Annotated in this window: 21 protein-coding genes; 16 read left to right on the top strand and 5 right to left on the bottom strand. The window is 53.3% G+C overall.

Features of this window, described 5'->3' with window-relative positions:
- The first annotated feature begins 26 nt into the window (after nucleotides 1–26).
- From K0T92_RS05895 to K0T92_RS05835, 13 genes are all read left to right on the top strand, one after another.
- A complete protein-coding gene (locus tag K0T92_RS05895; protein ID WP_219871494.1) occupies nucleotides 27–1,352 on the top strand; it encodes a polysaccharide pyruvyl transferase family protein in 1,326 nt (441 codons plus the stop codon).
- On the top strand, nucleotides 1,349–2,476 hold the full coding sequence (locus K0T92_RS05890; protein ID WP_219871493.1) for a glycosyltransferase: 1,128 nt from the start codon (nucleotides 1,349–1,351) through the stop codon (nucleotides 2,474–2,476). The genes K0T92_RS05895 and K0T92_RS05890 overlap by 4 nt, the downstream gene beginning before the upstream one ends.
- Complete coding sequence (locus K0T92_RS05885; RefSeq protein ID WP_219871492.1) at nucleotides 2,466–3,710, top strand: hypothetical protein; 1,245 nt, start codon at nucleotides 2,466–2,468, stop codon at nucleotides 3,708–3,710. Before K0T92_RS05890 ends, K0T92_RS05885 begins: the two co-directional genes overlap by 11 nt.
- Complete coding sequence (locus K0T92_RS05880) at nucleotides 3,697–4,320, top strand: acyltransferase (RefSeq protein ID WP_219871491.1); 624 nt, start codon at nucleotides 3,697–3,699, stop codon at nucleotides 4,318–4,320. Before K0T92_RS05885 ends, K0T92_RS05880 begins: the two co-directional genes overlap by 14 nt.
- Before the next feature lie 2 nt (nucleotides 4,321–4,322).
- Nucleotides 4,323–5,606, top strand: coding sequence for a glycosyltransferase (locus K0T92_RS05875; protein ID WP_219871490.1), 1,284 nt, complete (start codon nucleotides 4,323–4,325; stop codon nucleotides 5,604–5,606).
- Nucleotides 5,603–6,649, top strand: a complete 1,047-nt coding sequence (locus K0T92_RS05870; RefSeq protein ID WP_219871489.1) for an NAD-dependent epimerase — start codon at nucleotides 5,603–5,605, stop codon at nucleotides 6,647–6,649. Before K0T92_RS05875 ends, K0T92_RS05870 begins: the two co-directional genes overlap by 4 nt.
- Before the next feature lie 46 nt (nucleotides 6,650–6,695).
- Nucleotides 6,696–8,540, top strand: coding sequence for a sugar transferase (locus K0T92_RS25465; protein ID WP_219871488.1), 1,845 nt, complete (start codon nucleotides 6,696–6,698; stop codon nucleotides 8,538–8,540).
- Nucleotides 8,537–9,301, top strand: coding sequence for an acetyltransferase (locus K0T92_RS05860; protein WP_246627901.1), 765 nt, complete (start codon nucleotides 8,537–8,539; stop codon nucleotides 9,299–9,301). The genes K0T92_RS25465 and K0T92_RS05860 overlap by 4 nt, the downstream gene beginning before the upstream one ends.
- Nucleotides 9,302–9,980: 679 nt before the next feature.
- Nucleotides 9,981–11,153 (top strand): DegT/DnrJ/EryC1/StrS family aminotransferase, encoded by a 1,173-nt coding sequence (locus tag K0T92_RS05855; protein WP_219871487.1) that lies wholly within the window; start codon nucleotides 9,981–9,983, stop codon nucleotides 11,151–11,153.
- A complete protein-coding gene (gene galU / locus K0T92_RS05850) occupies nucleotides 11,140–12,042 on the top strand; it encodes a UTP--glucose-1-phosphate uridylyltransferase GalU (RefSeq protein WP_219871486.1) in 903 nt (300 codons plus the stop codon). Before K0T92_RS05855 ends, galU begins: the two co-directional genes overlap by 14 nt.
- A complete protein-coding gene (tuaD, locus tag K0T92_RS05845; protein ID WP_219871485.1) occupies nucleotides 12,043–13,386 on the top strand; it encodes a UDP-glucose 6-dehydrogenase TuaD in 1,344 nt (447 codons plus the stop codon).
- Nucleotides 13,387–13,423: 37 nt separating this feature from the next.
- Nucleotides 13,424–14,152, top strand: coding sequence for a hypothetical protein (locus tag K0T92_RS05840; RefSeq protein WP_219871484.1), 729 nt, complete (start codon nucleotides 13,424–13,426; stop codon nucleotides 14,150–14,152).
- Nucleotides 14,153–14,226: 74 nt separating this feature from the next.
- Nucleotides 14,227–14,949, top strand: coding sequence for a hypothetical protein (locus K0T92_RS05835; protein ID WP_219871483.1), 723 nt, complete (start codon nucleotides 14,227–14,229; stop codon nucleotides 14,947–14,949).
- A 1,014-nt stretch (nucleotides 14,950–15,963) separates the two neighbouring features.
- Here K0T92_RS05835 and K0T92_RS05830 read toward each other — a convergent pair.
- From K0T92_RS05830 to K0T92_RS05810, 5 genes are read right to left on the bottom strand one after another with little or no spacing between them, the layout of a single operon-like run.
- Nucleotides 15,964–17,064: a GerAB/ArcD/ProY family transporter gene (locus K0T92_RS05830; RefSeq protein WP_219871482.1), complete on the bottom strand. Its 1,101-nt coding sequence runs from the start codon at nucleotides 17,062–17,064 to the stop codon at nucleotides 15,964–15,966.
- Nucleotides 17,065–17,088: 24 nt separating this feature from the next.
- Nucleotides 17,089–18,210, bottom strand: coding sequence for a GerAB/ArcD/ProY family transporter (locus K0T92_RS05825; RefSeq protein ID WP_343223633.1), 1,122 nt, complete (start codon nucleotides 18,208–18,210; stop codon nucleotides 17,089–17,091).
- Between the two features lie 14 nt (nucleotides 18,211–18,224).
- Entirely contained in the window at nucleotides 18,225–18,464 is a 240-nt protein-coding gene (locus K0T92_RS05820; protein WP_343223632.1) for a hypothetical protein, read from the bottom strand.
- A 6-nt stretch (nucleotides 18,465–18,470) separates the two neighbouring features.
- Nucleotides 18,471–19,712 carry a Ger(x)C family spore germination protein gene (locus K0T92_RS05815; RefSeq protein ID WP_343223631.1) on the bottom strand — a complete coding sequence of 414 codons (1,242 nt, stop codon included), beginning with the start codon at nucleotides 19,710–19,712 and terminating at the stop codon, nucleotides 18,471–18,473.
- The gene (locus tag K0T92_RS05810; protein WP_219871481.1) at nucleotides 19,709–21,301 is read right to left on the bottom strand and encodes a spore germination protein; all 1,593 of its coding nucleotides are present in this window, start codon (nucleotides 21,299–21,301) and stop codon (nucleotides 19,709–19,711) included. Before K0T92_RS05810 ends, K0T92_RS05815 begins: the two co-directional genes overlap by 4 nt.
- A 256-nt stretch (nucleotides 21,302–21,557) precedes the next feature.
- Between K0T92_RS05810 and K0T92_RS05805 the strand changes: the two genes are divergently transcribed.
- The 3 genes from K0T92_RS05805 (at nucleotide 21,558) to K0T92_RS05795 (ending at nucleotide 26,054) form a co-directional block, all read left to right on the top strand.
- Nucleotides 21,558–22,448: a helix-turn-helix domain-containing protein gene (locus K0T92_RS05805; RefSeq protein WP_219871480.1), complete on the top strand. Its 891-nt coding sequence runs from the start codon at nucleotides 21,558–21,560 to the stop codon at nucleotides 22,446–22,448.
- A 350-nt stretch (nucleotides 22,449–22,798) separates the two neighbouring features.
- On the top strand, nucleotides 22,799–24,721 hold the full coding sequence (gene glgB, locus K0T92_RS05800) for a 1,4-alpha-glucan branching protein GlgB (RefSeq protein WP_219871479.1): 1,923 nt from the start codon (nucleotides 22,799–22,801) through the stop codon (nucleotides 24,719–24,721).
- Between the two features lie 172 nt (nucleotides 24,722–24,893).
- Entirely contained in the window at nucleotides 24,894–26,054 is a 1,161-nt protein-coding gene (locus K0T92_RS05795) for a glucose-1-phosphate adenylyltransferase (protein ID WP_219871478.1), read from the top strand.
- Nucleotide 26,055 lies beyond the last annotated feature (1 nt).

The raw sequence follows: 26,055 nt of genomic DNA, 5'->3' as shown, positions 1-26,055 counted from the left end.
GATAATGAAGGAGAGGAACGGACTCTATGACCACTGTACTGTTAGCCGGAGTGCCGAAATCCCCGAATCTGGGGGATGGATTGATCGCTCGAACCTTGACTCATTTGATCCAAATGCAGGGTCCTCATGAAGTCATTCATTTTGATCTTACGCATGGCCGATTTGCAGGCGAGAGCAGCGAGGATGAAGCTTGCGACCGCCATCCCGGGAGCTATCGGCTGAATGGCGATGGCCTGAAGAAGCGGGCAACGCCCGACAGTCTGCGGATGGCCAAGGCTTATTGGATTCATCGCCGCAACCATTCACGAATCAATGGCCAGCTTAGGGAGATGGTGGCGCAAAGCGATGTCGTCATGATCGGCGGCGGGCATCTGTTTATTGATACGTATCTGACGTTCCCGCTGGCTGTACGCCGGGTAGCGGCAGAAGCGGCCAGGCAGCACAAGCCGCTCCATATTATGCTCGTAGGGGCCCGGGGGCCCTGGAGCCCGCCCGCCAGGGCATGGTTTCGCAGCGTATGCCGCTATGCAGCGACAATCGCTGTGAGGGATGAGGAATCGCGAAATTATATGCTAAGCGTGGATGCCTCGCTGGCAGGGAAAATGGTTGCCCTAAGCGACCCTGCCCTCTTCACCCAGGAGGTGCTGGCATCAAGCGTCAAGTCATCGTCAACACGTAGTGGCGCTGCTTACACGATTCAGCGAGCTGCTGCTGGCGTTCATGCTTCATCCGCGGTTGGCGTGCTTGAAGCGCCCGTCCATGCGGCAGCATCCGCCATTGGCGTGCTTGATCCGCCTGCTGCAGCGCATAGCTCCAGGGTAATCGGACTCGGCATTATGGATCCCAATGAGATGAGGCGAAGCACTGGGCTGCGCTGGGATCGCGAGACCTGCGCCGAATGGTGGCGGTCAGCGGCGGCGGCATTGGCGGATCGAGGCTATTCGGTTCGCGTGTTCACCAATGGCGCGGAGACGGATAATGCTTTCGTCGAGCAGATGGTGAAGCCCCGCTGCGGAGGAATTCCCAATATGAGCTTCTACCCGTACCCGTCAACGGTGGATGGGCTGATTAACCAGATTGCGGATTGCGATGCTGTTGTTGCACAGCGGCTTCACGCCTGTCTTCCGGCAATCTCCATGCGCAAGCCAACATACGGGATTATATGGGACAAGAAGCTGTCCAGCATATTCCGGGACCTCGATCTGGACGGACATTTGGTCGATTTCAATATGCCCGCTGCGGATGCAGTTGCCGCCATGCGTCTGGATGACGGCCCTGCCGCTGAATCGCTTCATACGATGCTCCATAAGAAGGATCTTCTCTTCAAGCATATCAGGAGCATACTGCCATGAAAGATAAAATCAAAGTTCTGCATGTCGTTGGCAAAATGCATCCGGGCGGAATTGAAACGCTGCTGATGAATGTATTCCGGCATCTGGACCGCGACCGGTACGAGTTCCATTTTGCGGTGCAGAGCGATGAGCGGGCCTTCTATGATGATGAAATAGAGGAGCTTGGCGGCACCATCCTGCGCCAGCCGCATCCACAGCGGGGGTTGAAGAAATTCAAGCGCGCATTCGAAGCAAATGTGCGCAGACACGGCCCCTATGCTGCCGTACACAGCCATATCTTCGGCTTCAGCGGGTACGTGCTCAAGCTGGCGCATGGTCTCCGCATTCCGGTGCGGATCAGCCACAGCCATACGGTGCACCGCAATGGCAAGCAATCGCTGGTGCGGAGGCTGTACCAGCGCTACATGCAGCGGCTTATTCTGAAGCATACGACGCATATGCTCGGCTGCTCGCGGGCCGCCTGCGAGTCGCTGTTCGGCGCTCGCTGCTGGCAGGATTCACGGGTGCAGGTATTCCCGAATGCAATCGCGCTTACCCCCTATGAATCGCTGCCGTCCAACCGGGCGGAGCTGAGGCAGCGGCTTGGCATCGGCGATGAGTGCACCCAATTGTTCGCCCATATCGGACGGTTTCAGCCGATGAAGAACCACAGCTTTCTTATTGACCGGTTCGCGGAATATCTGCAGCTTCATTCTAATGCCAGGCTGCTGCTCATCGGGGATGGGCCGCATCGGCAAGTTATCGAGGATAAAGTAGACGGGATGAGGCTGAGGGACCATATTGTGTTTCTTGGTCTGCGCAAAGATATCCCGGAGCTGCTCGGCGCAGTAGACGGCTTCATACTGCCCTCACAATTCGAAGGGCTCGGAATCGTTCTGATCGAAGCGCAGGCTGCGGGTGTTCCTTGCCTCATCTCCGAAGGCGTGCCGGATGAAGCAGACTTGAAGCTGGGCCTTGTAAGCAGGCTAAGGCTCGATGATGCCGCAGGCAAGTGGGTGGAGGGTTTGCGCCAGCTTGCCGCTACTCCTCAGCCTGAGTGGCCGGCGAGGCTGTCGGCGCTGGAGAGCTCTGGGTTCAATATGTCGAGCAGTGTGAGGAGATTGGAGCGGTTGTATGGAAGCTAACCGCGCCCTGCAGCATCCGCTCGCCGCAGCGCTGTACATTGTGCTGCTGCTGCTTCTGAGCAGACTGCTGCTTCCGCTGGATCAGCAGCTGGGAACCGTCCTCTTTTTTGCCATGCTGCTCCCTTTCTTCTTCATGCTGCTTCGTTGGCCGAACACGCCGGCGGCTCTGTTTGCCGGGATTAGCATCATGCTGGGCGGCAAGCTGATCTATGCGATGACGAAGGATCCGGTGACGGGTCTGGATGAGACGAGATACTTTGAGCAGATTGGAGCCTTTCAGGGGATTTCGGATTTCTTCCCCTATGCTGCAGACCATATTGTGAACCAGTGGAATGACCTGTCGGCTTACCCGATGTTCGGCCTTATCTACATGCCGTTCTACAAGCTGCTGCAGCTGGAGGATACGTTCTCGATCGTCATGCTTAACTCGCTCCTGCTCATTCTGGTTGTGAATGGGATGTACCGGCTGAACGAAGGTTATTTTAGCTATAAAATGCCAGAGGAACAGCGGACGAGGTTCCATTCTTATGTCATATTCGGACTGCTGATCAGTCCGGCGTTCATGCTGATGTCCTCGGTGTTCGCCAAGGATATTGCTTGTGCGCTGCTTGGCTTGTACGGAGCAGGGCTGCTGTTAAGACGCAAATATGTGCTGTTCCTGCTTGTGCTTCTGTATTCGACGGGACTTAGAGATTATGCGATTGTGTATACCTTCGGCTTCTATTTCCTGTATACGAAGCGGATCCGCACGGCGGCTGTGGTTATGGTGGCTGCGATGGCGCTGCTCGTTATGCTGATCGGTCCGCTCGGTCTGATGAATTCATTCCTGCTGGTGGTGTTTCTCTTCCTCAGTCCGAATCCTGTTAATCCGGGCAATTGGAATCCGGAGCTGCTGTACCGGACGTTTGAGGCGCTGTGGATGACAGGCGGGCTGGTTCTATCGGTGCTTAATTTTATCCGCTTCAAGGAAACGAGGGCATTCTACATCATCGCGTTTGTCCTGTTGTATACCTATGCTTGTACGCTTGTGCTCGTTGGATATGTATCCATCTCCGGCCGAGAGCTGGAATATGGCCTGGGAACAGTAGGAGATAACATGGTGCGTAAGAAGCTGCCTGTTCTTCCCCTGCTCTACGTCGTAATGGCGTATTCGCTCGTATGGGCGCGCCAGTGGTTCCAGCCCCAATCACTACCATCGAAGCAAAGGAGTGGAATGCCATATGCGGGGTCGTGATCTGTTCCGCTCTGCCAAGCCGGTGCTCAGCGGCATTGTTCTCCTGATGCGAATCGTACCCAAGCCGATTCTGATCTGGATGTGGATACTTAGCGACATGCTGCCAGAGCTTGCGGGCGTAGCCTTCCGCTACTGTGTGCTCCGGCGGCTGGCGCATCGCTGCGGGGATAATGTCCTCGTGGGACGGAATGTGGAGATCAAGTATTGGGAGCGGCTGTCGATTGGCTCCAATGTAAGTATTCATAAGCAGTGCTACCTGGATGCTTATGGCGAGCTGTCCATCGATAATGATGTATCGATCGCCCATCAGTCCTCGCTCGTATCGTTCCAGCATACTTGGAGCGATGAATCGATGGCGATTCGCGATAACCCAGTCGTCTGCGACCGGATTCATATCGGCAGCGATGTCTGGATCGGCTGCGGTGTCCGGGTTCTGGCCGGGGTGAAGGTCGGCAGCCGCACAGTAATTGCGGCAGGAGCAGTAGTTACCCGTTCCGTGCCGCCTGGTGTCATTGCCGCTGGCGTACCGGCCAAGCCGGTCAAGACGATCGGCAAGGAGCGGGAACAGAGGCCGCTGGCGGCTGTGATCGATTATAAGAGGAGGGACTAAGGATGCATGTAGTTTGGGCGCATGACCATACCTTTTATTTCAATGAAACAGGGAAGTTTTATTCCGGCGGCAAGCTGCCTTATGCGGTATGGGAACGGTATCTGTCGGTATTTGACCGTGTGACCGTCGCCTGCCGCGGGCAGAAGACGGGCGCCTCTGCCGATATGGCGGGCAAGACGCTGTCCAGCGGGCCGAATGTCGATTTTCTCGTGCTGCCTTCACTCAGCAACCCCGTCAACAAGCTGACGAAGCGGGGATATGTAGAGCAAAGCTTGACTGAGGTTATCCGGGGGGCGGATGCAGTTATTGCGCGGATGCCAAGCGAGATCGGCAGTGAAGCGATCCGTGTTGCCCGCCAGCTTGGCAAGCCATATTCCATAGAGATGGTCGCCTGTGCGTGGGACGGGCTGTGGAATTACGGGAGCGCTCAAGGCAAGCTGTACGCACCGCTCGCTCTCTGGAAGACGCGGCGCCTGGTGCGACGCGCGCCGTATGGCATCTATGTGACCGAGCAGTTTCTGCAGCAGCGTTACCCGCTTGCGTCTTCGGGCGTTCAAGGCTCCTGCTCCAATGTGGAAATTCCCATCCCGGCCGAATCCGTGCTGGAGGAGCGGCTGCAGCGTATTACGTCCACGATGCTGGAGAATGGAAGCCTTACTCCCTTCCGGATCGGGCTTATCGGTTCGTTGAATGGACGGACCAAAGGAATCGAGACCGCTCTGCGGGCAATTGCCCGTATTGCCAAAGGGCTGACCCCCTTTGAGCTGCACATTCTTGGAGACGGTTCGCCGGAGAGATGGCAGGCGCTGGCAGCCAGGCTTGGCGTGAAGGAGCTAGTCACCTTCCACGGCGTGCTGCCGAGCGGCAGTGCTGTATTCCAATGGCTGGATGGGCTTGACCTCTACATTCAGCCGAGCTTTCAAGAGGGGCTGCCGCGAGCGACGATTGAGGCTATGAGCCGTGCTTGCCCGGTTATTGCCTCGACAGCGGGCGGCATTCCTGAGCTGATTGGAGCGGAATGGCTTCATAAGCCGGGCAATGATAAGCAGCTGGCGAATCTGCTTGCCAATGCAATCGGCAATAAAGCATGGATGGCGGAGCAAGCGGAGGCTAATTTTGCCCGGGCGAAGCAGTATACGAAGGCGAAGCTTGACCATAAGCGGATGACATTCTGGCAATCCTTCCGCGATTATGTTGCTTCAAAAGGAGCCAGTCCAGACGCAAGAGCAAAGGCTGGGCATAAGGGCTACGCATCGAATGATTCGAAGGGAGTAGGAGCTTTATGACCATATTAGTTACCGGAGCAGCCGGTTTTATCGGATATCACCTTAGTGAACGGTTGATGCGTGACGGCAATCGCGTCGTGGGCCTGGATAATTTCAACGATTATTATGATGTGCAGCTGAAGAGGGACCGCTTCGGGATGCTGCGCCGCAATTCCTCTTTTACAGGCGTTGAGGCGGATATTGCAAAGTTCGAGGATTTGAATGCGCTGTTCGAGCAGCATGGCATTACATCTGTCGTTCATCTTGCTGCCCAAGCAGGGGTGCGCTATAGCTTGACGAATCCGTTCGCTTATCTGGAATCGAATCTGACCGGGTTCGGCAATGTGCTGGAAAGCTGCCGCCGTCACGGGGTTCGCCATCTGCTGTATGCTTCTTCCAGCTCGATCTATGGCGCCAATGTGAAGATGCCGTTCAGCATCCATGACAATGTGGATCATCCCGTCAGTCTGTACGCGGCAACGAAAAAATCCAATGAGCTGATGGCGCATTCCTACAGCCATCTGTACGGATTGCCGACAACGGGACTGCGGTTCTTCACTGTCTATGGACCTTGGGGCAGGCCGGACATGGCTTACTTCAGCTTTACGCGGGATATTGCCAGCGGCGTGCCGATCAAAGTGTTCAACGAAGGACGGATGCAGCGGGATTTCACCTATATTGACGACATTGTAGAAGGCATTGTCCGGCTTCACGAACGTCCGCCAGCGCCAAGCCCGCTGTGGGACAGAGAAAATCCTGATCCCGGCTCCAGCTATGCCCCCTTTAAGGTGTACAACATCGGCAACAATAAGCCGGAGGCGCTCATGACCTTTATCCGAACGATTGAGAGCAAGCTTGGCGTGAAGGCGAAGATCGATTACCAGCCGATGCAGCCGGGTGATGTGGTGGCTACCTTTGCGGATATCGATGATTTGGCCCGTGATATCGGGTTCAAGCCTACGACGACGATTGATGAAGGATTGGGACGTTTCGTGGAATGGTACCGGAACTATTATAGCTCAAGGCTTACGGCCGAGGAGCTGCTGCGGGCTGATCTCGCTTGACGGACGGCGCCATGCACGCACAAGAAAGCGAAGGAGGAGGAGGACGATGAGGAAAGTAGCGCATGTATGCACGTCGGGCATCAGCCACAAAATACTCGGCGACAAGCTGACGCTGCTGCATGGTGCCGATTATGATGTGACCTTCATATCGGCCGGCGATGGCCTTGATGAAACGATCCGCGCCGATTACCCGTTCCATTGGCGGGATGTTCCGATGAGCCGCACGATTCAGCCGCTTCGTGACTTGCGTTCGATATGGCGCATGCGCAAGCTGTTCATTCGCGAGCGGTATGATGTGGTTCACACCCATACGGCCAAAGCAGGCTTGATCGGCAGAGTGGCAGCATGGCTGGCAGGCGTTCCAGTCATCATTCATACGAGCCATGGCTTGCCCTTCTATGAAGGACAATCGCGGGGAGCATATGCGGTGTATCGCCTCCTGGAGAAGGCCAGCGCGCTGTTCTGTCATGCGCTTGCTTCCCAGAACAGGGAGGATGCAGCTGTCATGCAGCGGCTGGCGCCTTGGAGAAAGGTCTATTACGAGGGCAATGGCGTTGATCTGGAAAAGCTTGATCATGCGGCATCGGATGCCCTGCTCCGCCTGAATAGGAACGACTTGAAGCGGGCATATGGGATTCGTGAGGAAGTGCCGATGCTGCTTATGGCTGCGCGGTTCGAGCCGGTTAAGGATCACGAGCTGTTCATTGACGCGATTGCGCTGGCCAAGCGCGAGGGCAAGCTCTGCTGGGTTACCGCACTTGCGGGCCAAGGGCCGCTTGAGGGAGCGATCCGCAAACGTATTGCGGATGAGGGACTGGATGGCGATATCATTCTCATCGGACAGCAGTCGCCGCTCGTTCCCTGGCTGCTCATTGCGGATGCCGTCACACTGACGAGCGAGAAGGAAGGCATTCCCCGGTCGCTCATGGAGGCAATGGCCTACGGCAAGCCCGTTGTGGCGACCGATGTCCTTGGCACGCGGGAGCTTGTCGTTAGTGCTGGCAGCCTGGCCCATTATAGCGCGGGTGGCAGTGGAGAGGTTAATGGGCAAGCGGCTACAGGAGAGCTGGTGCGCTACCGTGATGTGGCGGAGCTGTCCGATGCCCTTAGCCGGATGATGAGCGATAAAGCCCGCCGTGAAGCGCTGGGTGCTGCAGGAAGGAGCCGCATAGAGGCGCATTTTACAGAATCGCTTGTTGTGAAACGGATCAAGGAGATGTATGCGGAAGTGGAAGCACAGGCTGCCAAGGCGCGCCAATGGAGGCACAGGCTGCGCCATTTCAGCAAACGGGCCGTTGATCTGTGTATCAGTGTGCCGGCAGTGGTGGCGCTGCTGCCGCTATTAGCAGTCACGGCACTGGCCGTTCGCATGAAGCTGGGATCACCGGTATTATTTCGCCAGCAGCGGCCGGGGAGATACGGGAATCCCTTTATGCTGTTCAAGTTTCGCACAATGACAGACGGCAAGGATTCGTCGGGACGCGATCTTCCGGATGAGGTTCGCCTGACAGCTTTCGGCAAGCTGCTGCGCAGATTGAGTCTGGATGAGCTTCCGCAGCTGTTGAACGTCATTCGGGGCGATATGAGTCTCATCGGTCCAAGACCGTTATTAATGGAATATATGGGGCTGTATACACCGGAGCAGGCGCGCAGACATGATGTTCGTCCCGGCATAACAGGCTGGGCGCAGGTGAACGGACGCAATGCGCTGACCTGGGAGGACAAATTCAAGCTGGATGTCTGGTATGTCGATCATGGCTCCCTGCTGCTGGATTGCAAAATTGTGTTTATCACGATTGTTAAAGTGCTGAAGCGCGAAGGGATTCAGCAAGAGGGGCAAGCCACGGTACGCAAATTTGCCGGCAGCCGGAATGCGGAGCGTGCGATATGAGCGTACATAGCGATGTTGATATTATCGGCTACATTCGTCAGCGGATGGCAATGGATGAGAGCCAGCTATTATCCGCAGCGGCTGGTTCAAATGCCGATGGCAGATCCAGCTCCAGGCTGGCACCGCTTATCATTGTAGGGGATGGCGGGCATGGACGGGTAGTGGCGGACAATGTCAGAGCGCTGGAGTCCTTTCGGATTATTGCTGTGGCTGATGACAGATTCACCAATATTGCTTGCCGGGACGGTGTCTTCCATGTCCACCCCGGGATGGTGCGCGAATTAGTTGAAGCGGATCACAATACGAAGGTGTTGATCGCAATTGGCGACAACCGGATTCGTTCTTCCATGGTGCAGCGTCTGGGCCTTCCGCCCGAAAGATATGCATCGATTGTCCATCCGGCAGCTTGCGTCTCCAAGCATGCCTATATCGGGCCGGGCTCTGTTGTGATGGCCGGTGCAGTTGTGAATCATGGAGCCTGTATCGGGGCACATGTCATTATTAACTCCGGTGCGGTCGTCGAGCATGATGCCGAGGTAGGCTGGTTCGCGCACATTTCACCGAACAGCACGCTGGCTGGCAATGTCGCAGCAGGGGAAGGCGCACATATTGGAATCGGCGCCTCTGTCATTCCATCTGTCCGAATTGGCGCATGGTGCGTTGTCGGCGCAGGAGCAGCAGTCATACGCGATTTGCCTGCAGGCGCAACCGCTGTCGGCGTTCCGGCCAAAGTGATCAAGCAGCGGGATATCATTCCGTAAGGGAGAGCATCGTTGGCATCGGTGGCATGCAGATGAAATCAGCCTTTATATATTCAGAATAGTTATAATATTTCGAATATTAAACGAGCTAAAAGCTCTAATAGCGGCACCTCCGGTCATGGATCACCAATCACCAATCATACGAGGTTTGACCGCTGACGTGTGACCGAGCACCGTGTGCCGCAATGGCACCGCGCGGCGGGAGGCGCGCGCGGTGCGGAAAAGAAATGAGTTGACTCGACCTGGCATAACCTCGCTCGGCAGCCGAAGGCGGGCGACAGTTAGCACGAGGGTATGAGCGGGGATGAACCGAGATGAACCGAGATGAACCGAGATGAACCGAGATGAACCGAGATGAACGATGATCATTCCTGCAATACAGCATCTTTTTCTCTCGCTCCGTGCTGTTGAAAGCCGAATTGATGCTGGAGAGCAGGCTTTTCGCCGCAAGTGGCCCATTTCGACCGAATCCGCTCCGTATTCCTGCATAATTGCAGGCATTATACGATTTTGCGCTTCACTTAACCCGAATTCCTGTATTTTCGCAGGTTTTCCCCTGTCTGCTGAGGTGGAGCGGCAACTGCGCGGTGATTGGGATTACCAGTTCGCTCATTCGACGAAGGAGGGCGCTTAACCGGACGGGCAATATATCACAATAACGAACCGAGGAGAACCGTACATGACGAACGAGAAGCGAATATACTTGTCTCCCCCGCATATCGGGGAAAAGGAACTGCATTACGTGCATGAAGCATTCGCTACGAACTGGATTGCGCCGCTTGGCCCGAATGTAGATGAATTCGAGCGGGAGCTCGCAGATAAAGTGTCAGCAAGAGGCGCGCTCGCGCTAAGCTCAGGCACTGCCGCAATCCATCAAGCGCTGCGGCTGGCTGGAATCGGCAGAGGAGATACTGTGTTCGTATCGACCCTGACCTTCATCGCGAGTGTCAATCCGGTGCTTTATGAAGGGGCGGAGCCCGTATTCATTGACTGCGATTTCGAGACATGGAACATGTCGCCGCAAGCATTGGAGCGCGCATTGATTGCCGCAAGAAGGGAGAATCGGCTGCCCAAGGCGGTAATCGTCGTCAATCTGTATGGACAAAGCGCAGATATGGATCCCATTGTGGATCTCTGTGAACGGTTCGGTGTCCTGATCATTGAAGATGCTGCTGAATCGCTGGGCGCCACATATAAGGGCCGGGCCAGCGGTACGATAGGCGCTTATGGCATCTATTCCTTCAACGGGAACAAAATCATCACCACATCAGGCGGAGGAATGCTGGTCTCGGGCAACGTCGATGCTTTGGCCAAAGCTCGTTATTGGTCGACGCAGGCGCGTGATCCCGCTCTTCACTATGAGCATAGCGAGGTCGGCTACAATTATCGGCTCAGCAATGTTCTTGCCGGAATCGGCCGTGGCCAGCTGGAGCTGTTGGAGGAGCGGGTGAATGCAAGGCGTGCAGTGTTCAGCCGTTATGAGCAGGTGTTCCGGGATGTAGAAGGCTTCACCTTCATGCCGGAGGCGGCGTATGGGCGTTCGACCCGCTGGCTGACTGCATTGACCGTTAACCCTAGAATTGCCGGCGTAACCGCGACGGAGTTAATAAAGGCGCTCGCCGCAGAGAATATCGAGGCGCGTCCTGTATGGAAGCCGATGCATCTGCAGCCGCTGCTGCGCAAATACGATTATTTCCCGCATACCGAGCAGTTCAGCGTGTCCGATCAGCTGTTCCGGCAGGGGATCTGCCTGCCGTCTGGCTCCAGCATGAGCCAGCAAGAGCAGGAGCGGGTCATTGCATGTATTTCGTATGAGATGGAGACAAGGAGGGCGACTCATGAAAGTGCGTAAAGCGATTATTCCCGCAGCCGGTCTTGGAACCCGCTTCTTGCCGGCAACGAAGGCACAGCCGAAAGAAATGCTCCCTATCGTGGACAAGCCCACGATTCAATATATTATCGAAGAGGCGATCGCCTCGGGCATCGAGGATATTCTGATCGTCAGCGGCCGGGGCAAACGGGCGATTGAGGATCATTTTGACAAATCGTTCGAGCTGGAGGAGACGCTGAATCAGAAGGGCAAGATCAAGGAGCTGGAACAAATCCGCTCGATCTCCGAGATGGCCAACATACATTATATCCGCCAAAAAGAGCCCAAAGGACTGGGACATGCCATTTGGTGCGCCCGCAGCTTCGTCGGGAACGAGCCCTTCGCGGTTCTGCTCGGGGATGACATCGTACAATCGGAGCAGCCATGCCTGAGCCAGCTTATGCGCGTATATTCCCGCTTCTCTTCCTCAGTGGTCGGCGTACAGCGTGTCGCGGACGAGGATGTCTCCAAGTACGGAATCATCGCGCCGCGAGGCTCCTCCATCGAGCCGTCGGTATTTTTCCTGGATACGCTTGTGGAGAAGCCTTCCCGCAAGGCCGCACCTTCCAATTATGCTATTATGGGCCGTTATATATTGACGCCGGAAATATTCGATATTCTGGAGAATCAACAGCCTGGCGCAGGCGGTGAAATTCAACTGACGGATGCGATCAAGAAGCTGAATGATCAGAAGACGGTGCTGGCGTATCATTTTGACGGTGTAAGGTACGATGTCGGGGATAAGTTCGGATTCATTAAAGCGACGTTAGACTTCGCGCTCCAGCGTGAAGATCTGAAGCTGGACATGCTCGGATATATTCAGAACGTGTACGAACAGCATTTCTCACTCTTAAATAAGGTGGCGAAGTAGATGCGCAAAATTACGGTTATCGGTACGGGTTATGTCGGTCTGGTGTCGGGGGCTTGCTTCTCGGAGATTGGCAACCGGGTTATCTGCTGCGATGTGGATGAGGGCAAGATCAAGCGGCTGCGCCGTGGTGAAATTCCGATCTATGAACCAGGGCTGGAGGAGCTTGTGAAGCGCAATACGGAGGCGGAGAGGCTCTATTTCACAACAGATGTCGGCGAGGCGATTGAAGCATCGGATATTATTTATATCGCGGTTGGCACACCGATGTCAGAGACGGGCGAGGCGGATATGCGCTATGTCATGTCGGCGGCCAAGAAGATCGGGGAGCATCTGAACGGGTATAAAATTATTGTGAATAAAAGCACGGTGCCGGTCGGAACCGGGGAGCTTGTGCGGGAGGTTGTCAGTGCGAACAAGAAGGTTCCTTGGACCACCTTCGATATCGTCTCCAATCCGGAGTTTCTGCGTGAAGGCTCTGCCATAGCTGATTGCATGAGCATGGACCGCGCTATTATCGGCTCGGACAACAGGGAGGCTGCCAAGGTCATTGCCGAGCTGCATGCACCGTTCAAGACGCATATTTTCTTCACTGACCTGGAGAGTGCCGAGATGATCAAGTATGCGGCCAACACCTTTCTCGCGACGAAAATATCTTTCATCAATGCAATTGCGAACATTTGTGAGCGTGTCGGAGCGAATGTGGTCGACGTCTCAGCCGGTATGGGGCTTGATTCGCGGATTGGCAGCAAGTTTCTGCAGGCGGGCATCGGCTACGGGGGCTCCTGCTTTCCGAAGGATACGTATGCATTAGCGCATATATCGGACAAAGCGGGCTATGACTTTGAGCTGCTCAAGTCGGTCATCCGCACGAATCAGAAGCAGCGGTATGTCGTGATGGATAAGCTGCGCGATGCGGTCGGAGGCTTGTCCGGCAAGCAGATCGCCGTGCTGGGACTGGCGTTCAAGCCGGAAACGGACGATATGCGCTATGCGCCTTCGCTGACGATCATTCCGGAGCTGCTCAAGCAGGGCGCGACTGTTCGCGCTTATGATCCGGTTGCTGCCGAGTCCGCGAAGCGGGAGCTGCCTTCCGGCGTGCAGTACTGTGAACGTTTGGAGCAGGCGGTGAACGGTGCTGATGTGTGCGTGATCCTGACCGAGTGGAAGGATATCATGTCCATGGATCTCGCGCTTGTCCGCAGTCTCATGAAGCATCCTGTCATTATTGACGGCAGGAACTGCTTCGATCTTGAAGTGCTGGAGCGTTTCGGCTTCCAATATCATTCTGTCGGACGTCCCCCTGTCAATAGAGTCGATAGAGACCGTCAATCTGTCAATTTCTAAGCGCTGAACCCATAACCGATGCGGGAGGTTATGCAGGATGAACGATGAATCCACGAAAAAGCTTATTAAAGCACCAAGGTGGCGGCGGTGGCTGCTGGCCTTTGGTGTCATGCTGCTCCTGCTGCTTGGTGCGGCGTGGTATGCCTATGACCGGATGACCGATCATCTGCTGCAAGTGCTTATGGAGGATTCCATGCTGCCAATCGAAGCTTCCGAGCCCTTGGCAACGGATGCGCAGCGTGAAGGGGAGCAGAACAAACCGCTTTCTGATCAGGCTGTGCGGAAGTTATCCAACAAGGGATCCGGCGGTGCAAATGATACGAGTGCCCCTGTTGACCGGAATAAGGGGGCAGATCAGTCCAGCGCAGATGATGCGGCTGCGGCTGCGAAGCCGTCCTCCTCAAGCAAGGCGGCAGCCAGGACAAAACCATCGTCTAATGGCGGCCAGCAGTCTGCGGCGGGGAAGACAAGCGCTGCGGATAAGCAAGCCTTGTCCGCTGAAGAAGCGAGGGAAGCCGGGGATAAAGTGACGATGATGGAGAAGATTGAGATCGGCTCAGTTCTCATGAAGCATTGGAGCGTCGAGGAGTTGAAAGCATTCCAGTCTGCGCTAGGAGGGGGGTTGACAATAGAGGAGAAGCGAGAGCTGAAGCGCAAGGCGATGGAACAGTTGTCGGAGGAAGAGTATGACAGGCTGATCAAGATTGCCAAGAAATACGGGATGAGCCGGGGAAAAAGCTATCAGCAATCGCTTGATGAAAAGTAGGAGGAACTGTCCATTTATGCGATGGGCAAAGTGTGGCAGTGCGAAGGCGTTATTTTAGAGAGGAGCATACACATATGAAGCTGCGAAAGATTGCGATCATGCTCACGATTACTTTGCTAGGTACTGTATTCGCGCCAACAGCAGTACAGGTTACTTACGCAGAAGGGAATTCACAGGGGATTTTCACACACTTGTTCGACGCGCTGAAGAAAAACATTGCCAAAGGCAAACCGAGCGACAAGCCGGGCAAACCGAGCGACAAGCCGGGCAAGCCGAACGACAAGCCGGACAAGCCAGGCGAGAAGCCGGATAAGCCAGGCGAGAAGCCGGATAAGCCGGGCGAGAAGCCGGATAAGCCGGGCGAGAAGCCGGACAAGCCGGGTGAGAAGCCGGATAAGCCGGGCGAGAAGCCGGATAAACCAGGCGAGAAGCCGGATAAACCGGACAAGCCGGATAAACCAGACAAGCCTGACAAGCCTGACGAGAAGGAAATTGCACTTATCGTAAAAGATACAGCCAAGAAGCTTGAGGCACTGAAGTCCGGCTGCGAGAGTTCGTTAATGGTGATTGCATACAAGTTTGCAACAGCAGAAACGGCGCATGAGAAAACAGTACTCTATAAGCAAGGCAAAGAGACATTCGCGGGCTGCGTGTCTTCCTTCAATGCCATCATGACAGAGGCTGGAGCAAAGCTGAAGGCTATTGGGGCTGATGTGTCGGCGCTAGAGCCTTTGCAGCAGGCTTTTAACCGCGTTATCGCAGAGGGCGAGGCTATCCTCGATCGTATTGTGAATTAAGCTAGAAATAGCCGACGTTATTCAGCGCATTAATGTGCATTGGAAACAGAATGTCGGACCAATTTTTTTCATAAAAAGCAACAAACATTGAGAAGGATCCGGCGGGCTTCCCGTCAATTTGGCTTCAAACGTGTGCGAGTGACTGACTGCAACAGATCCGGTTAGTAGAGTGAGGGGAATCCTCGAAAGAGCACGAGTTAGAAGAGTAAAAGGGAAGCCTGCGAAAGAGCAGGAATTTCGGCTATAAGAAGCTAGTAAGGGCAGAATGCCTGCGATTAAGCAGGAATATGCGGTGGATTGGGCTGCTATCGGGAAAACAGGGTGAAATACCTGCGCTTTGGCAGGCATTCGCTCTTCAGCAGGCTGAAATCAGAAAAAGCATGCCTATTCGCAGGAATGTTCGCCGCAGTCGATGGAATGACTTCAGAGTTTCCCTCCACGCGATGAGGTTGTACGGGCTGGCCCCACTTACTGCACCCGCGCAGTTCTCGACGTGCGTGAGGCCAGTACATGGGATCAGTACGTGAAAGACCAGCACGTAAAGGCGGCACATGGGGTCAGTACGTGAAAGACCGGTACGCAAAGGCGGCACATGGGGTCAGTACGTGAAAGACCGGTACGCAAAGGCGGCACATGGGGTCAGTAAGTGAAAGACCAGCACGTAAAGGCGGCACATGGGGTCAGTACGTGAAAGTCAGGACGCAAAGGCAGCACATGGGGTCAGTGCGTGAAAGTCAGCACGCAGAGGGTGGCACATAGAGGCAGCTCGTGAATCCGACACGCGAAGGCAATCCGTGTGGCCTATCCGCCCCAAGCCCCAAGGGGCTGTCCCAAAAGGGGAAACCCAAGTGAGTCAAACCCGAGCGAGTCAAACCCATAAAATGCACAAAGGAACCTTCAACACCACCATAAAAGTGGAGTTGAAGGTTCTTTTATTAACCCCTTTACAAAGCTAGAGCTGAAAATTTCCAAATATGATTTTCGGGACAGTCCCTGTTATTGTATATATGAGCTTCAATTTTTGTTCATATTGCGGAATCCTCTCAGACAGAGCAGCAGGAGAGGCAAGAATAAACCGAATATAATGGTAAACGGCACCCATGTTCGCGCATCCGACTCTTGTTCATAAGGAATATTGGGATAGATAAATTGAGATAACACAACGAGCAGCATGCCAAGGGGCATAAGAAGCGGCCGATAATCCTTCAGATTGAAAATTTGAGCGAGCGCCACCGATAATACATACACATAAATCGTCACGCGGAAATAAAGGGAAATAAACCAGATCGTCGCTATGATTGCTTCGATGCGCTGAAGAAAATTGCCGATGCTGATTTTTCTGGCCAGTGAATAGGTCGGATACATGCTTCTGGCGGTAAATCCAGGGCCGAACACCATGATGGTCATAATTATGATAATGATCATAACGACGCAGCCTATAATACTCCCGATAAGGAGAGCCCGGCCAGCTTCATTGTCCTCATTGTTGACATGGGGAATGATCATCAGCAATATGATGTTGGGCAGGAAGACAGTACCCAGAAAGGATAGCACAGCCGGCCCGAGCGGAGCTATCCCATTCTCCAGCACAGGTTGAAGGTTCAGCGGCTTGATATCGAATGATACCAATACAATGAAAGCGAAGAACAGCAGCGCCCCCCAAGGAATGATCAGTTCTGACGAACGAGCCAGCACTTCTATTCCCAAGTAACCTCCCATTATTACGACGGCGGTGATGAGAATATTCAAGGAAACCATTGGTGTTTCCGGCATCATCTGTGTCGTCAGAAAGTTGCCTAGTATACTTAATACAGCACAAGGACCGAGAAGGAAGTAGGAAACGACAAACAGGAGCGCGATGAGCCGTCCCAGCCATTTGCCCATCAGAACATCCATCATTTCGACAAGCGATTTGTTGGGATGCTGCTTCGCCAGCAGGATATACATCCCAATCAGCACAATACCTATGGCCAGGCCGATCAGCGCTGCGATCCAGGCATCCTGCTGGGCTAAGGCAACGATGCCAGACGGGACGGTTAGTATCGCGCTGCCGAATGTAAAGAAGGTCGTCAGAATCATGAATTGGCGGGAGGAAATTTTGGATTTGTTCAACATGGCTACCACCTCTGATTCACTTAATCAAATCTTTTCATTGATTTTATTTTTTTGCCTCAAATTCCTTAATCCGCTCAAGCAAAGCATGATGAGGGGGATAATGAATCCGGTCAGGGCAGTGTAAGGTGTCCATACTCTGACGTTCCATTGCTGCTGAGCAGGAATGTTGGGGTGAATGAACTGGGACAGCGCAACGAGCAGCATGCCAAGCGGCAGGATGAGCGCACGGTAATCCTTCAACTTGAAGATCTGGGCGATTGCGGCGGAGAATGCAAAGAGATAGATTGCCATCCGGAAGTAGAGGGAAATAAACCAGGTGGAAGCTACGATCGCTTCGAGACGCTGCAGGAAGTCGCCAATGCTGATTTTTCTGGCTAATTCATAGGTCGGATACATGCTTCTGGCGGTATATTCGGGGCCGAATACCAGAATGATCAGCAATACAATAATGATCATCAGAATACAGCCCATAACAGTCCCGATCAGGAGGGCCCTGCCTGCTTCGTTGGACTCATTGTTGACATGGGGGAAGATCATTAACAGGATGAAATTGGGCAAGAAGACAGCCGATAAGAAGGAAAGTACTGCAGGTCCCAGAGACATAAAACCCTCCTCCAGTACAGGTTGCAGGTTTGTGGGTTTGATATCAAATGATACAAATAGGATGAGCGCAGTGAGAAGCAAAGCAATCCATGGAATGAAAAGCTCGGAAGAACGCGCCAATACCTCGATTCCCAGATATACTCCCATCATCACGATAATTGCGAACAGCAGATTCAGTGATAACATCGGCGTCTCCGGCATCATCTGTATGGTCAGAAAATTGCCCAGTATGTTTAATGAGGAAGTCGGTCCGGCCAGAAAAAAAGAAGCGACAAACAACAGCGCGATGGCACCGCCCAGCCATTTGCCCAGCAAGATCGCCATCATTTCGACAAGCGATTTATTGGGATGCTGTTTCGCCAGCAGGATATACATCCAAATCAGCCCAATACCTATGGCCAGACCGATCAGCGCTGCGATCCAGGCATCCTGCCGGGCTAAGGCAGTGATGCCGGACGGGACGACCAGTATCGCGCTGCCGATTGTAAAGAAGGTCGTCAGAATCATGAATTGGCGGGAGGAAATATTGGATTTATTCTGCACGGCTGCACCTCTAACTACTTAATCAATCCAATACGGATCAAGAAATCACTGAACGGTTGCAGTGCCATCGCGATCCATTCCAGGGGGGTCGGCACATTCCGCATAACAATCTTGGCGATACTAATACCGACTCCAAGCAGGAGCAGAATCCAGAAGGCCCATAGCTCCCTCGTCAGCTTCTTTTTGCGCAGCGGCGGGACTTGAAGCATGACCATGATCCCGGCAACCGCAAGCACAGCAGCAATGGCTAGCACGGATTTTTATTCCTCCATATCTTTCAAGAAAGAGTTGTTCACTGTTCCAAGCCGTCTAATTTTGAAATCGACCGTAATATGAACCGGAAGCTCGGGAAAATAGCGTTCTTCCCAGTCCTCCTTAATTGTCTTCCAGAAGGCGGGGTGCGTTCGGCGGATAGCCTCTCCGAATCCGAAAGTATCAACCTTGAAGTCCTCCTGCGTTTTTTTGATCGCCGACAGCATGAATCCCTTAATACTCTCCTCATCCCTTTTCTCGATCTCAAATATCGAACTTTCCTTATTCAGATCCAGATCACTGCAGCTTACTTCTGCAACATTTCCTTCAATATAGACGCTGATCTTGATAAGCGGCTGTCCCTTTTGAATGAGTCCCTTCATGTCCGTTTTTGTTCGAATGATCTCCGTGACCACGTTGCCGCCCCCATTCTCACACGGGACATGGCCGACGGAGCTCTGAACAAGCCCGCGAATATAGTTGTAGCCTTTGCTTTGCGTATCGTTCAACCAGCCGATCAGCTTGTCTGCCTTGAATACGGCAAGACCTGAGTATTGCAGTTTGCTGTAGGTTTCAATGTTTTCAATATTACGCTTTGTTTTGCCTACTTTTTTGTCGCCGGTGATCTTAAGACCGGTCAGGACAGGCTGTTTCCCCTTGAGGGTCATATCCTGTATCAATTCATCCAGGGTTACGGTTAAGCTGGGCGACCAATTTTTCTCCGAGGATTCCAGCGAGAAGTAGAGCTTATTGGCAGGAATATCCTCCAGGGGAGTCATAATCTTGAGTACATCCTCCGCTGTGCTGTCTCTCGTGACAACGATATAGAAATCGGTTCTGAACTCATGATCTCTCGACAGAAAATCAAGTACGGGACCGATGCCTTCTTTAGCCAGTATTTCGTCGATCACAAACATTCTGAGATGGGAAAAGTAAATTTTACGCGGTGCAACCCGGGACATTTTTCTGGCGGCCTCGAACACCGTCTCCGCTTCCGCTGTGAATAAGGTGGCGGCAGCACGGTTGGCTCCTCCATTCTTGGAAGCTACTTCCCCCGGATCTACAACCTGTATGGAGAGCCGGTAATGATCACCTTTCTTGTCAATCCCAGCGCCTACAGCAATCGCCAACTGGTTCAATTCTTTTCTGCTCCAGCAGCCGGCAAGCGGCATTATCATTGCAAGGATCAGTACGATGGCGCTTGCCCGTCTTATCATCATTCCCATTCCTTTCTCGGTGCTGCGGATCATTGCCGGGACTTCTTAGGCTGAGACTGCTTGCCGCGCTTCGTGTTCTGCTGGTTGAGGAGCCGTGGACGTGTAGTCAGCATCCAATGCGGCAGCCTGAACAACGTATCCTTCATATCGGTAGGGATTAGCGGCCCCAGAGGAGTCATATAGGGAATACCGAATGTACGCAGACTGCACAGATGCAGAATAAGAGCAATAATACCGACCACGATTCCGAACAAGCCGAAGGAGGCTGCAAGGAACATGAGCGGAAACCGCAGCATGCGGAAGGCGATTGATACGTTGTAGGCGGGCATTACAAAGCTGGAAATTGCCGTTATCGAAACGACAATAACCATGACGGATGATATGATGCCGGCCTCTACAGCTGCTTGTCCAATGACAAGTGTGCCTACAATGGAGACGGCTGAGCCGATCGATTTGGGCATGCGAATTCCGGCTTCACGCAAGATCTCGAACGTCACTTCCATCATGATGGCTTCGATGAAGGCGGGGAAGGGAACCCGTTCCCGCTGGGCTGCCAGGCCAATTAGCAGCTCTGTAGGCAGCATCTCCTGATGGAAGGTTGTGATCGAGACATACAAGGACGGTCCCAGAAGGGAGATAAAGATTCCGATATATCGAAGAATACGGATAAAGGAGCTGATGTCCGAGCGCTGGTAGTAATCCTCTGCGGAGTGCAGGAAGGAGACGAACGGCGCCGGGGCGACAAGCACGAAGGGGGTTCCATCCACCAGAATCGCGATTTTCCCCTCCAGCAGCTCTGCCGCAATGACATCGGGCCGCTCTGTGCTGTACAGGGTAGGGAAGGGCGTGAAGGTCGAGTCCTGAATGAACTCCTCGATATAGCCGCTCTCCAGAATGCCGTCCGTCTTAATACGGTCCAGCCGTGTGTGAACCTCTTTGACGATGCCGTCATTCGCGATGTTTTTGATGTACATGATTCCGATTTCTGTCCGCGTGACATTGCCGATCTGCTTCGTCTCCAGCCATAGATTGGGATCTTTTATTTTGCGTCTGATCATTGCTGTGTTCGTTCGAATGGTCTCGGTGAAGCCTTCACGCGGTCCCCGTACGACATTCTCCGTTGTAGGCTCCATAATTCCACGGTCGCTCCAGCCTTTGGCTCCAGCTGCGATTCCTTGCGCATGACCATCTATGAGGATGACCGCATCACCAGACAGCAGCGCATGGTACAAGGCATCGAAGGTGGTTATGTCCTGAATCTCCGCATTCTTGAGCACCTCTTGCCGGAGTTTGCTTGCAATGCTGGCGCCAACTGATGATTCCTGTCCGCAATTGTTGGCGGGCGCAGTATCCAGCATGAGCGATTCCATATGGCCGATGATCACCTGCCTGTCCACCAAACCATCGGTATACAGCAGGGCGATGGCTTGGTTTCCGTCAGGCCCGGTCCTTACTTCCCGGATGACGATATCGGCACTGTATCCAAGTGTTTGCTTGATCTGCTGCAGATTATGGCTCAAGCTTGCGTCCAGCCCATGCTCGGGGCCAGCGGCCTCCTGACGCCGGTTATTCAATGACTGGGCCAGCTTTGTTTTATCGATTGGATTTGTCCGATATCGCATTGTTGATGTTCCCCTTATGAAGTAGTCATTATGTGATGCAGTATTGCCTAAGGGACTTCTTGGTAAACAAAGTATTCTTCACAAGCGATAGATGATTTCCGCAGCCTTCAGAACGATTGGAATAGTGGAGCAAACATTCTTCATTGCAACAGATTTGCATAAATTTTATGTTTCTTGTGGCGGGTTTGTTTGATAGAATAGACGGGCGGCATAGACAATTTTGCTTAATTGCACACAACACAGAGGGGGCTTGCTTATGTCGTTCAATCCGCTGCTTACTTTTATTTCGCCGCCACTGCCATACTTTATTGAAAGCAACCGCACAACCTATGAGCCAGGCGATGAGCATCCCAGTCGCAGAAATCTCGGTGTGTTCGATTTGCTGTTCGTACATAGTGGAGCCTTGCATATAGGGGAAGGGGATCACAGGTGGACGGTAGGGCCGGGAGGGCTGCTCATCCTTCGTCCGGACAGCTGGCATTATTCCGTGAAGCCTTGCTCGGAAGAGACGGTGCTGGATTGGGTTCATTTCCAAACGGCTGGACCGTGGGAGGAGCTTGAGGACAGCAGCAGCAGCGGCAAGCTTAGCGGTGATTATTACTCCCATGCGATCCGCTTGCCCAAGTTCATGCTGCTGCCTGCGCCGGAGGAGGCAATTGCCCTGCTCGATAAGCTGCAGGAAGCGGCGAGCGGGACGTCGAATGCTGCATTTTGGCAGCGGCAGCAATGGTTTCTCGGACTGCTGCAGCTGCTCGATGAGAGCTGGCGAAGCGATTCGGCGAAGGCGCCGATTGCTGTAGCCGAAGAAGCGGCTGCATTCTTGAAGCAGCATTACAGACAGACTGTGACGAATGCGATGCTTGGCGACTCGCTGGGACTCCATCCGAACTATATTGCCCGGTGTATGAGCGAGGTGCTGCATTGCACGCCGCAGCAGTATCTGCATGCCTATCGGATGGATCAGGCGAAGCTGCTGCTGATGAAGACGAACTGGCCGATTGCCCGTATCGCGGAAGAGACCGGCTTCAAGCAAACGCCGCATTTCTCCCGCTCCTTCTCCGAATTCGCAGGGGCCACGCCGCTTGAGTATCGGAAGAAATTTATCGGTTCCGGAGCGCCTAAGCGAAAGGACCAGAATAGAGGATAGGAGCGAGCAGCTCCTGCTTCGAGCAAGAGGACGATCCCGCTGTTATGAGGCAGCGAGGTCGTTTTTTATTTTGTGAAACAGGCTTTCAAGAGGCTGTTGGAAGGGTATTCAATTCATAGACTATGTGTTGATAGAGCAGCTGCTTTTATGTTATAGGCATCACTTTTACTATATTTCAATATATATGTGTTGTTGGTGCTTGGGGCGGGGTTCAACTAATAGGAGTAAATAGAATTGAAATATTCTGAAAATAGAGTGCCAACTTCAACATGGCGGTGTATAATTAAAGAAATCGCGCATTAATGTTAGGAAACATGACATGTATCATATTTTGGAGGTGTAAGCCACTCATGGTAAACGCTGCATCAATTGGATTGTCAACGCGCGATTTGTATCTGTTTAATAAAGGCGATTTGTTTCACAGCTACCGGACGTTCGGAGCCCATCCGATTCGTTTGGGTGATGAGCATGGCGTCCGCTTTGCTGTCTGGGCTCCCAATGCCCGGCAGGTAAGAGTTGCAGGCTCCTTCAATGATTGGAATGGTGAAGGGCATGCCATGGAACTGGTAGGCGAGACGGGGGTATGGAGTTTGTTTGTACCCGAGATTGGCGCAGGTGATCTTTACAAGTACGAGATTGAAACATTGGAAGGGAACTGGCTGCTGAAGTCAGACCCGTTTGCTTTTGGCGCCGAGCGGAGGCCGGACACTGCGTCCCTTATCACCGATCTGACCAAATACAAGTGGCGGGACGAGGAGTGGCAAAGACGGAAGCAGGACGGAAGTCCCTATCATGAGTCGATGCTCATCTATGAGGTGCATCTGGGTTCCTGGAAGAATAAAGGAAAGGAGCAGTTTCTCACTTACGAAGAATTGGCTGGCGAGCTGGTTGAATATGTTGCTGGTATGGGCTATACCCATATTGAGCTTCTTCCGATTCTGGAACATCCGCTCGATCAGTCATGGGGCTATCAGGTAACGGGCTATTATGCGCCGACCAGCCGATATGGGTCGCCGGAACAATTAATGATTCTGGTTGACAAGTGCCACGAGAGGGGGATCGGTGTAATTTTGGATTGGGTTCCCTGTCATTTCTGCAAGGACGATCATGGTCTCAGACGATTTGATGGAACACCAATATATGAAGGGACAGATTGGAAGAGAGCGGAGAAGCCGATCTGGGGGACGCTTTCCTTCGACTTCGGGCGAACGGAGGTCCAGAGCTTCCTGATCTCCAACGCCATCTTCTGGATGGATGTCTATCATATTGACGGGCTGCGAGTGGATGCAGTTGCAAGTATGATCGACCTAAATTTTGACAAGCCGCCGGAGCTCCATACATTCAATAAGCATGGGGGCACGGAGAACACCGATGCGATCCGATTCCTGAAAAGGCTCAACGAAACGGTATTCCACTATTACCCGGACGCGCTGATGATTGCCGAGGATTCCTCCGCATGGCCTGCCGTAACCTCGCCTACTTATATGGGGGGGCTGGGATTCAACTTCAAATGGAATATGGGCTGGATGAACGACATGCTTCGCTATATCGAGCTTGAACCCAATGAGCGGATGCATCACCATAATCTCGTCACCTTTTCGCTTGTTTATGCGTTCTCGGAGAATTATATTCTGCCGCTCTCGCATGACGAGGTCGTGCACGGGAAGCGCTCGCTGCTGAACAAGATGCCGGGAACCTATGAGCAGAAATTCGCTCAGCTCCGGCTGTTCTATGGCTTCTGGATGACCCATCCAGGTAAGAAGCTGCTGTTCATGGGCGGAGAGCTAGGGCAGTTCGATGAGTGGAAGGATGCAGAGATGCTCGATTGGAAGCTGCTTCAATATCCTTTGCACCATTCCATGCAGCAATATGTGAAAAGGCTGAATACGGTATATGCCGAACAGTCCCCGTTATGGGAGCGGGATTGCGATCCCGGCGGCTTCGAATGGATTGATGTGCATAATGCGGCTCAGAGCGTGATCGTCTTCATGCGCCGGAGCCATGATTGCAATCGGTTCACCATTACGATTTGTAATTTCTCGTATCTTCATCATGGTCAATACAGGATAGGCGTTCCTGAACGGGGCAACTATCGGACTGTGCTGCACAGTGAAGATGCGGTTTACGGCGGCTGCTTGCAGGAAGTGCAGCAGGAGGCGGGCAGCAGCGATATACCTTGGCACGGCAGAGAATACAGTATTGAGGTTGATCTTCCTCCATTCTCCTTCCAACTGTTATCCTTTGGAGATGGGGAAGTCAATATACCCTACTAGCTGAGGCTGCCATGGCATGATAGGTTCATGTCACAGGCATGCCGAGGGATGGACAAGAATAGCTGGGCATCAGGTTGAGCGCAATACAGGCTTTAGTCTTGCAAATTTGACTGGCAACGATGGGGCCGTTCACTTTGGGCTGCCGGAAGTTGCAGTAGAGGAGATGGTGTCCATGGGCGGAAAAAGAATGGTAGCTATGCTGCTTGCTGGAGGAGAAGGTAAACGGCTCGGCGTATTGACAAAGGATCTGGCCAAGCCTGCCGTACACTTTGGCGGGAAGTATCGGATTATTGATTTCACTTTAAGCAATTGCGCCCATTCGGGCATCGATACCGTTGGTGTGCTTACCCAGTATCAACCGCTTGTTCTGAACGGGTATCTTGGCATCGGAAGTCCGTGGGGACTGGATCGCCGTGACGGCGGCATGGCTATTCTTCCTCCATATATGAAGCAAAAGGGCGGCATGTGGTACAAGGGAACTGCTAATGCCATCTATCAGAATATGGGCTTTATCGACCGGTTTGATCCGGAATATGTGCTGGTTATATCAGGCGACCACATCTACAAGATGGATTATGAGCTTATGCTGCAGAAGCATGAGGAGCGCGGTGCGGATGTGACGATCGCTTGTATTGAGGTGGACTGGAAGGAAGCCAGCCGCTTCGGCATTATGCATGTTGATGAAGAAGGACAGATTACTGACTTTGAAGAGAAGCCTAAGGTGCCGACAAGCAATCTGGCATCGATGGGCATTTATATATTCTCATGGTCCGTGCTGCAGAAGTATCTCATTCGCGATGAGGCCAACCGATTGTCCGGCAATGACTTCGGCAAGGATGTCATTCCGGCGATGCTGCAGGACAATGTGAAGCTTAATTCCTATACCTTCAACGGCTACTGGAAGGATGTAGGCACCCTTGAGAGCTTGTGGGAAGCGAATATGGATTTGCTTGACGATGTGCCGGCTCTGGATCTGAACGACAGCGACTGGCGGATTTATTCGGTGAACCCGAATCGTCCGGCCCAGTATATCGCGCGCGGAGCTGAGGTCAGCAACTCGCTTATTACAGAGGGCTGTATTATAGAAGGCAGCGTGCATCGCTCCGTGATGTTCCATGGCGTTCATGCCGGTGAGGGCAGCCTCATCCATGAGTCGGTAATTATGCCGAATGTGAAGATCGGCAAGGGCGTGCGCATCTATCGGACGATTATCGGCGAAGGAACGATTATTGCCGACGGCGTAACGATTGGCAATCCGGGCAGTGATTCTGTCAGCGTGATCGGCAATGATGAATATATCGCAACAAGCCAATCGCTTCAGGAGGTGGAGTAGC

The sequence above is a fragment of the Paenibacillus oenotherae genome (genome assembly GCF_019443105.1).
Classification (GTDB): Bacteria; Bacillota; Bacilli; order Paenibacillales; family Paenibacillaceae; genus Paenibacillus_Z; species Paenibacillus_Z oenotherae.
Note: the sequence above shows the minus strand (reverse complement) of the source record. Positions and strands in the feature narration are given on the sequence as shown.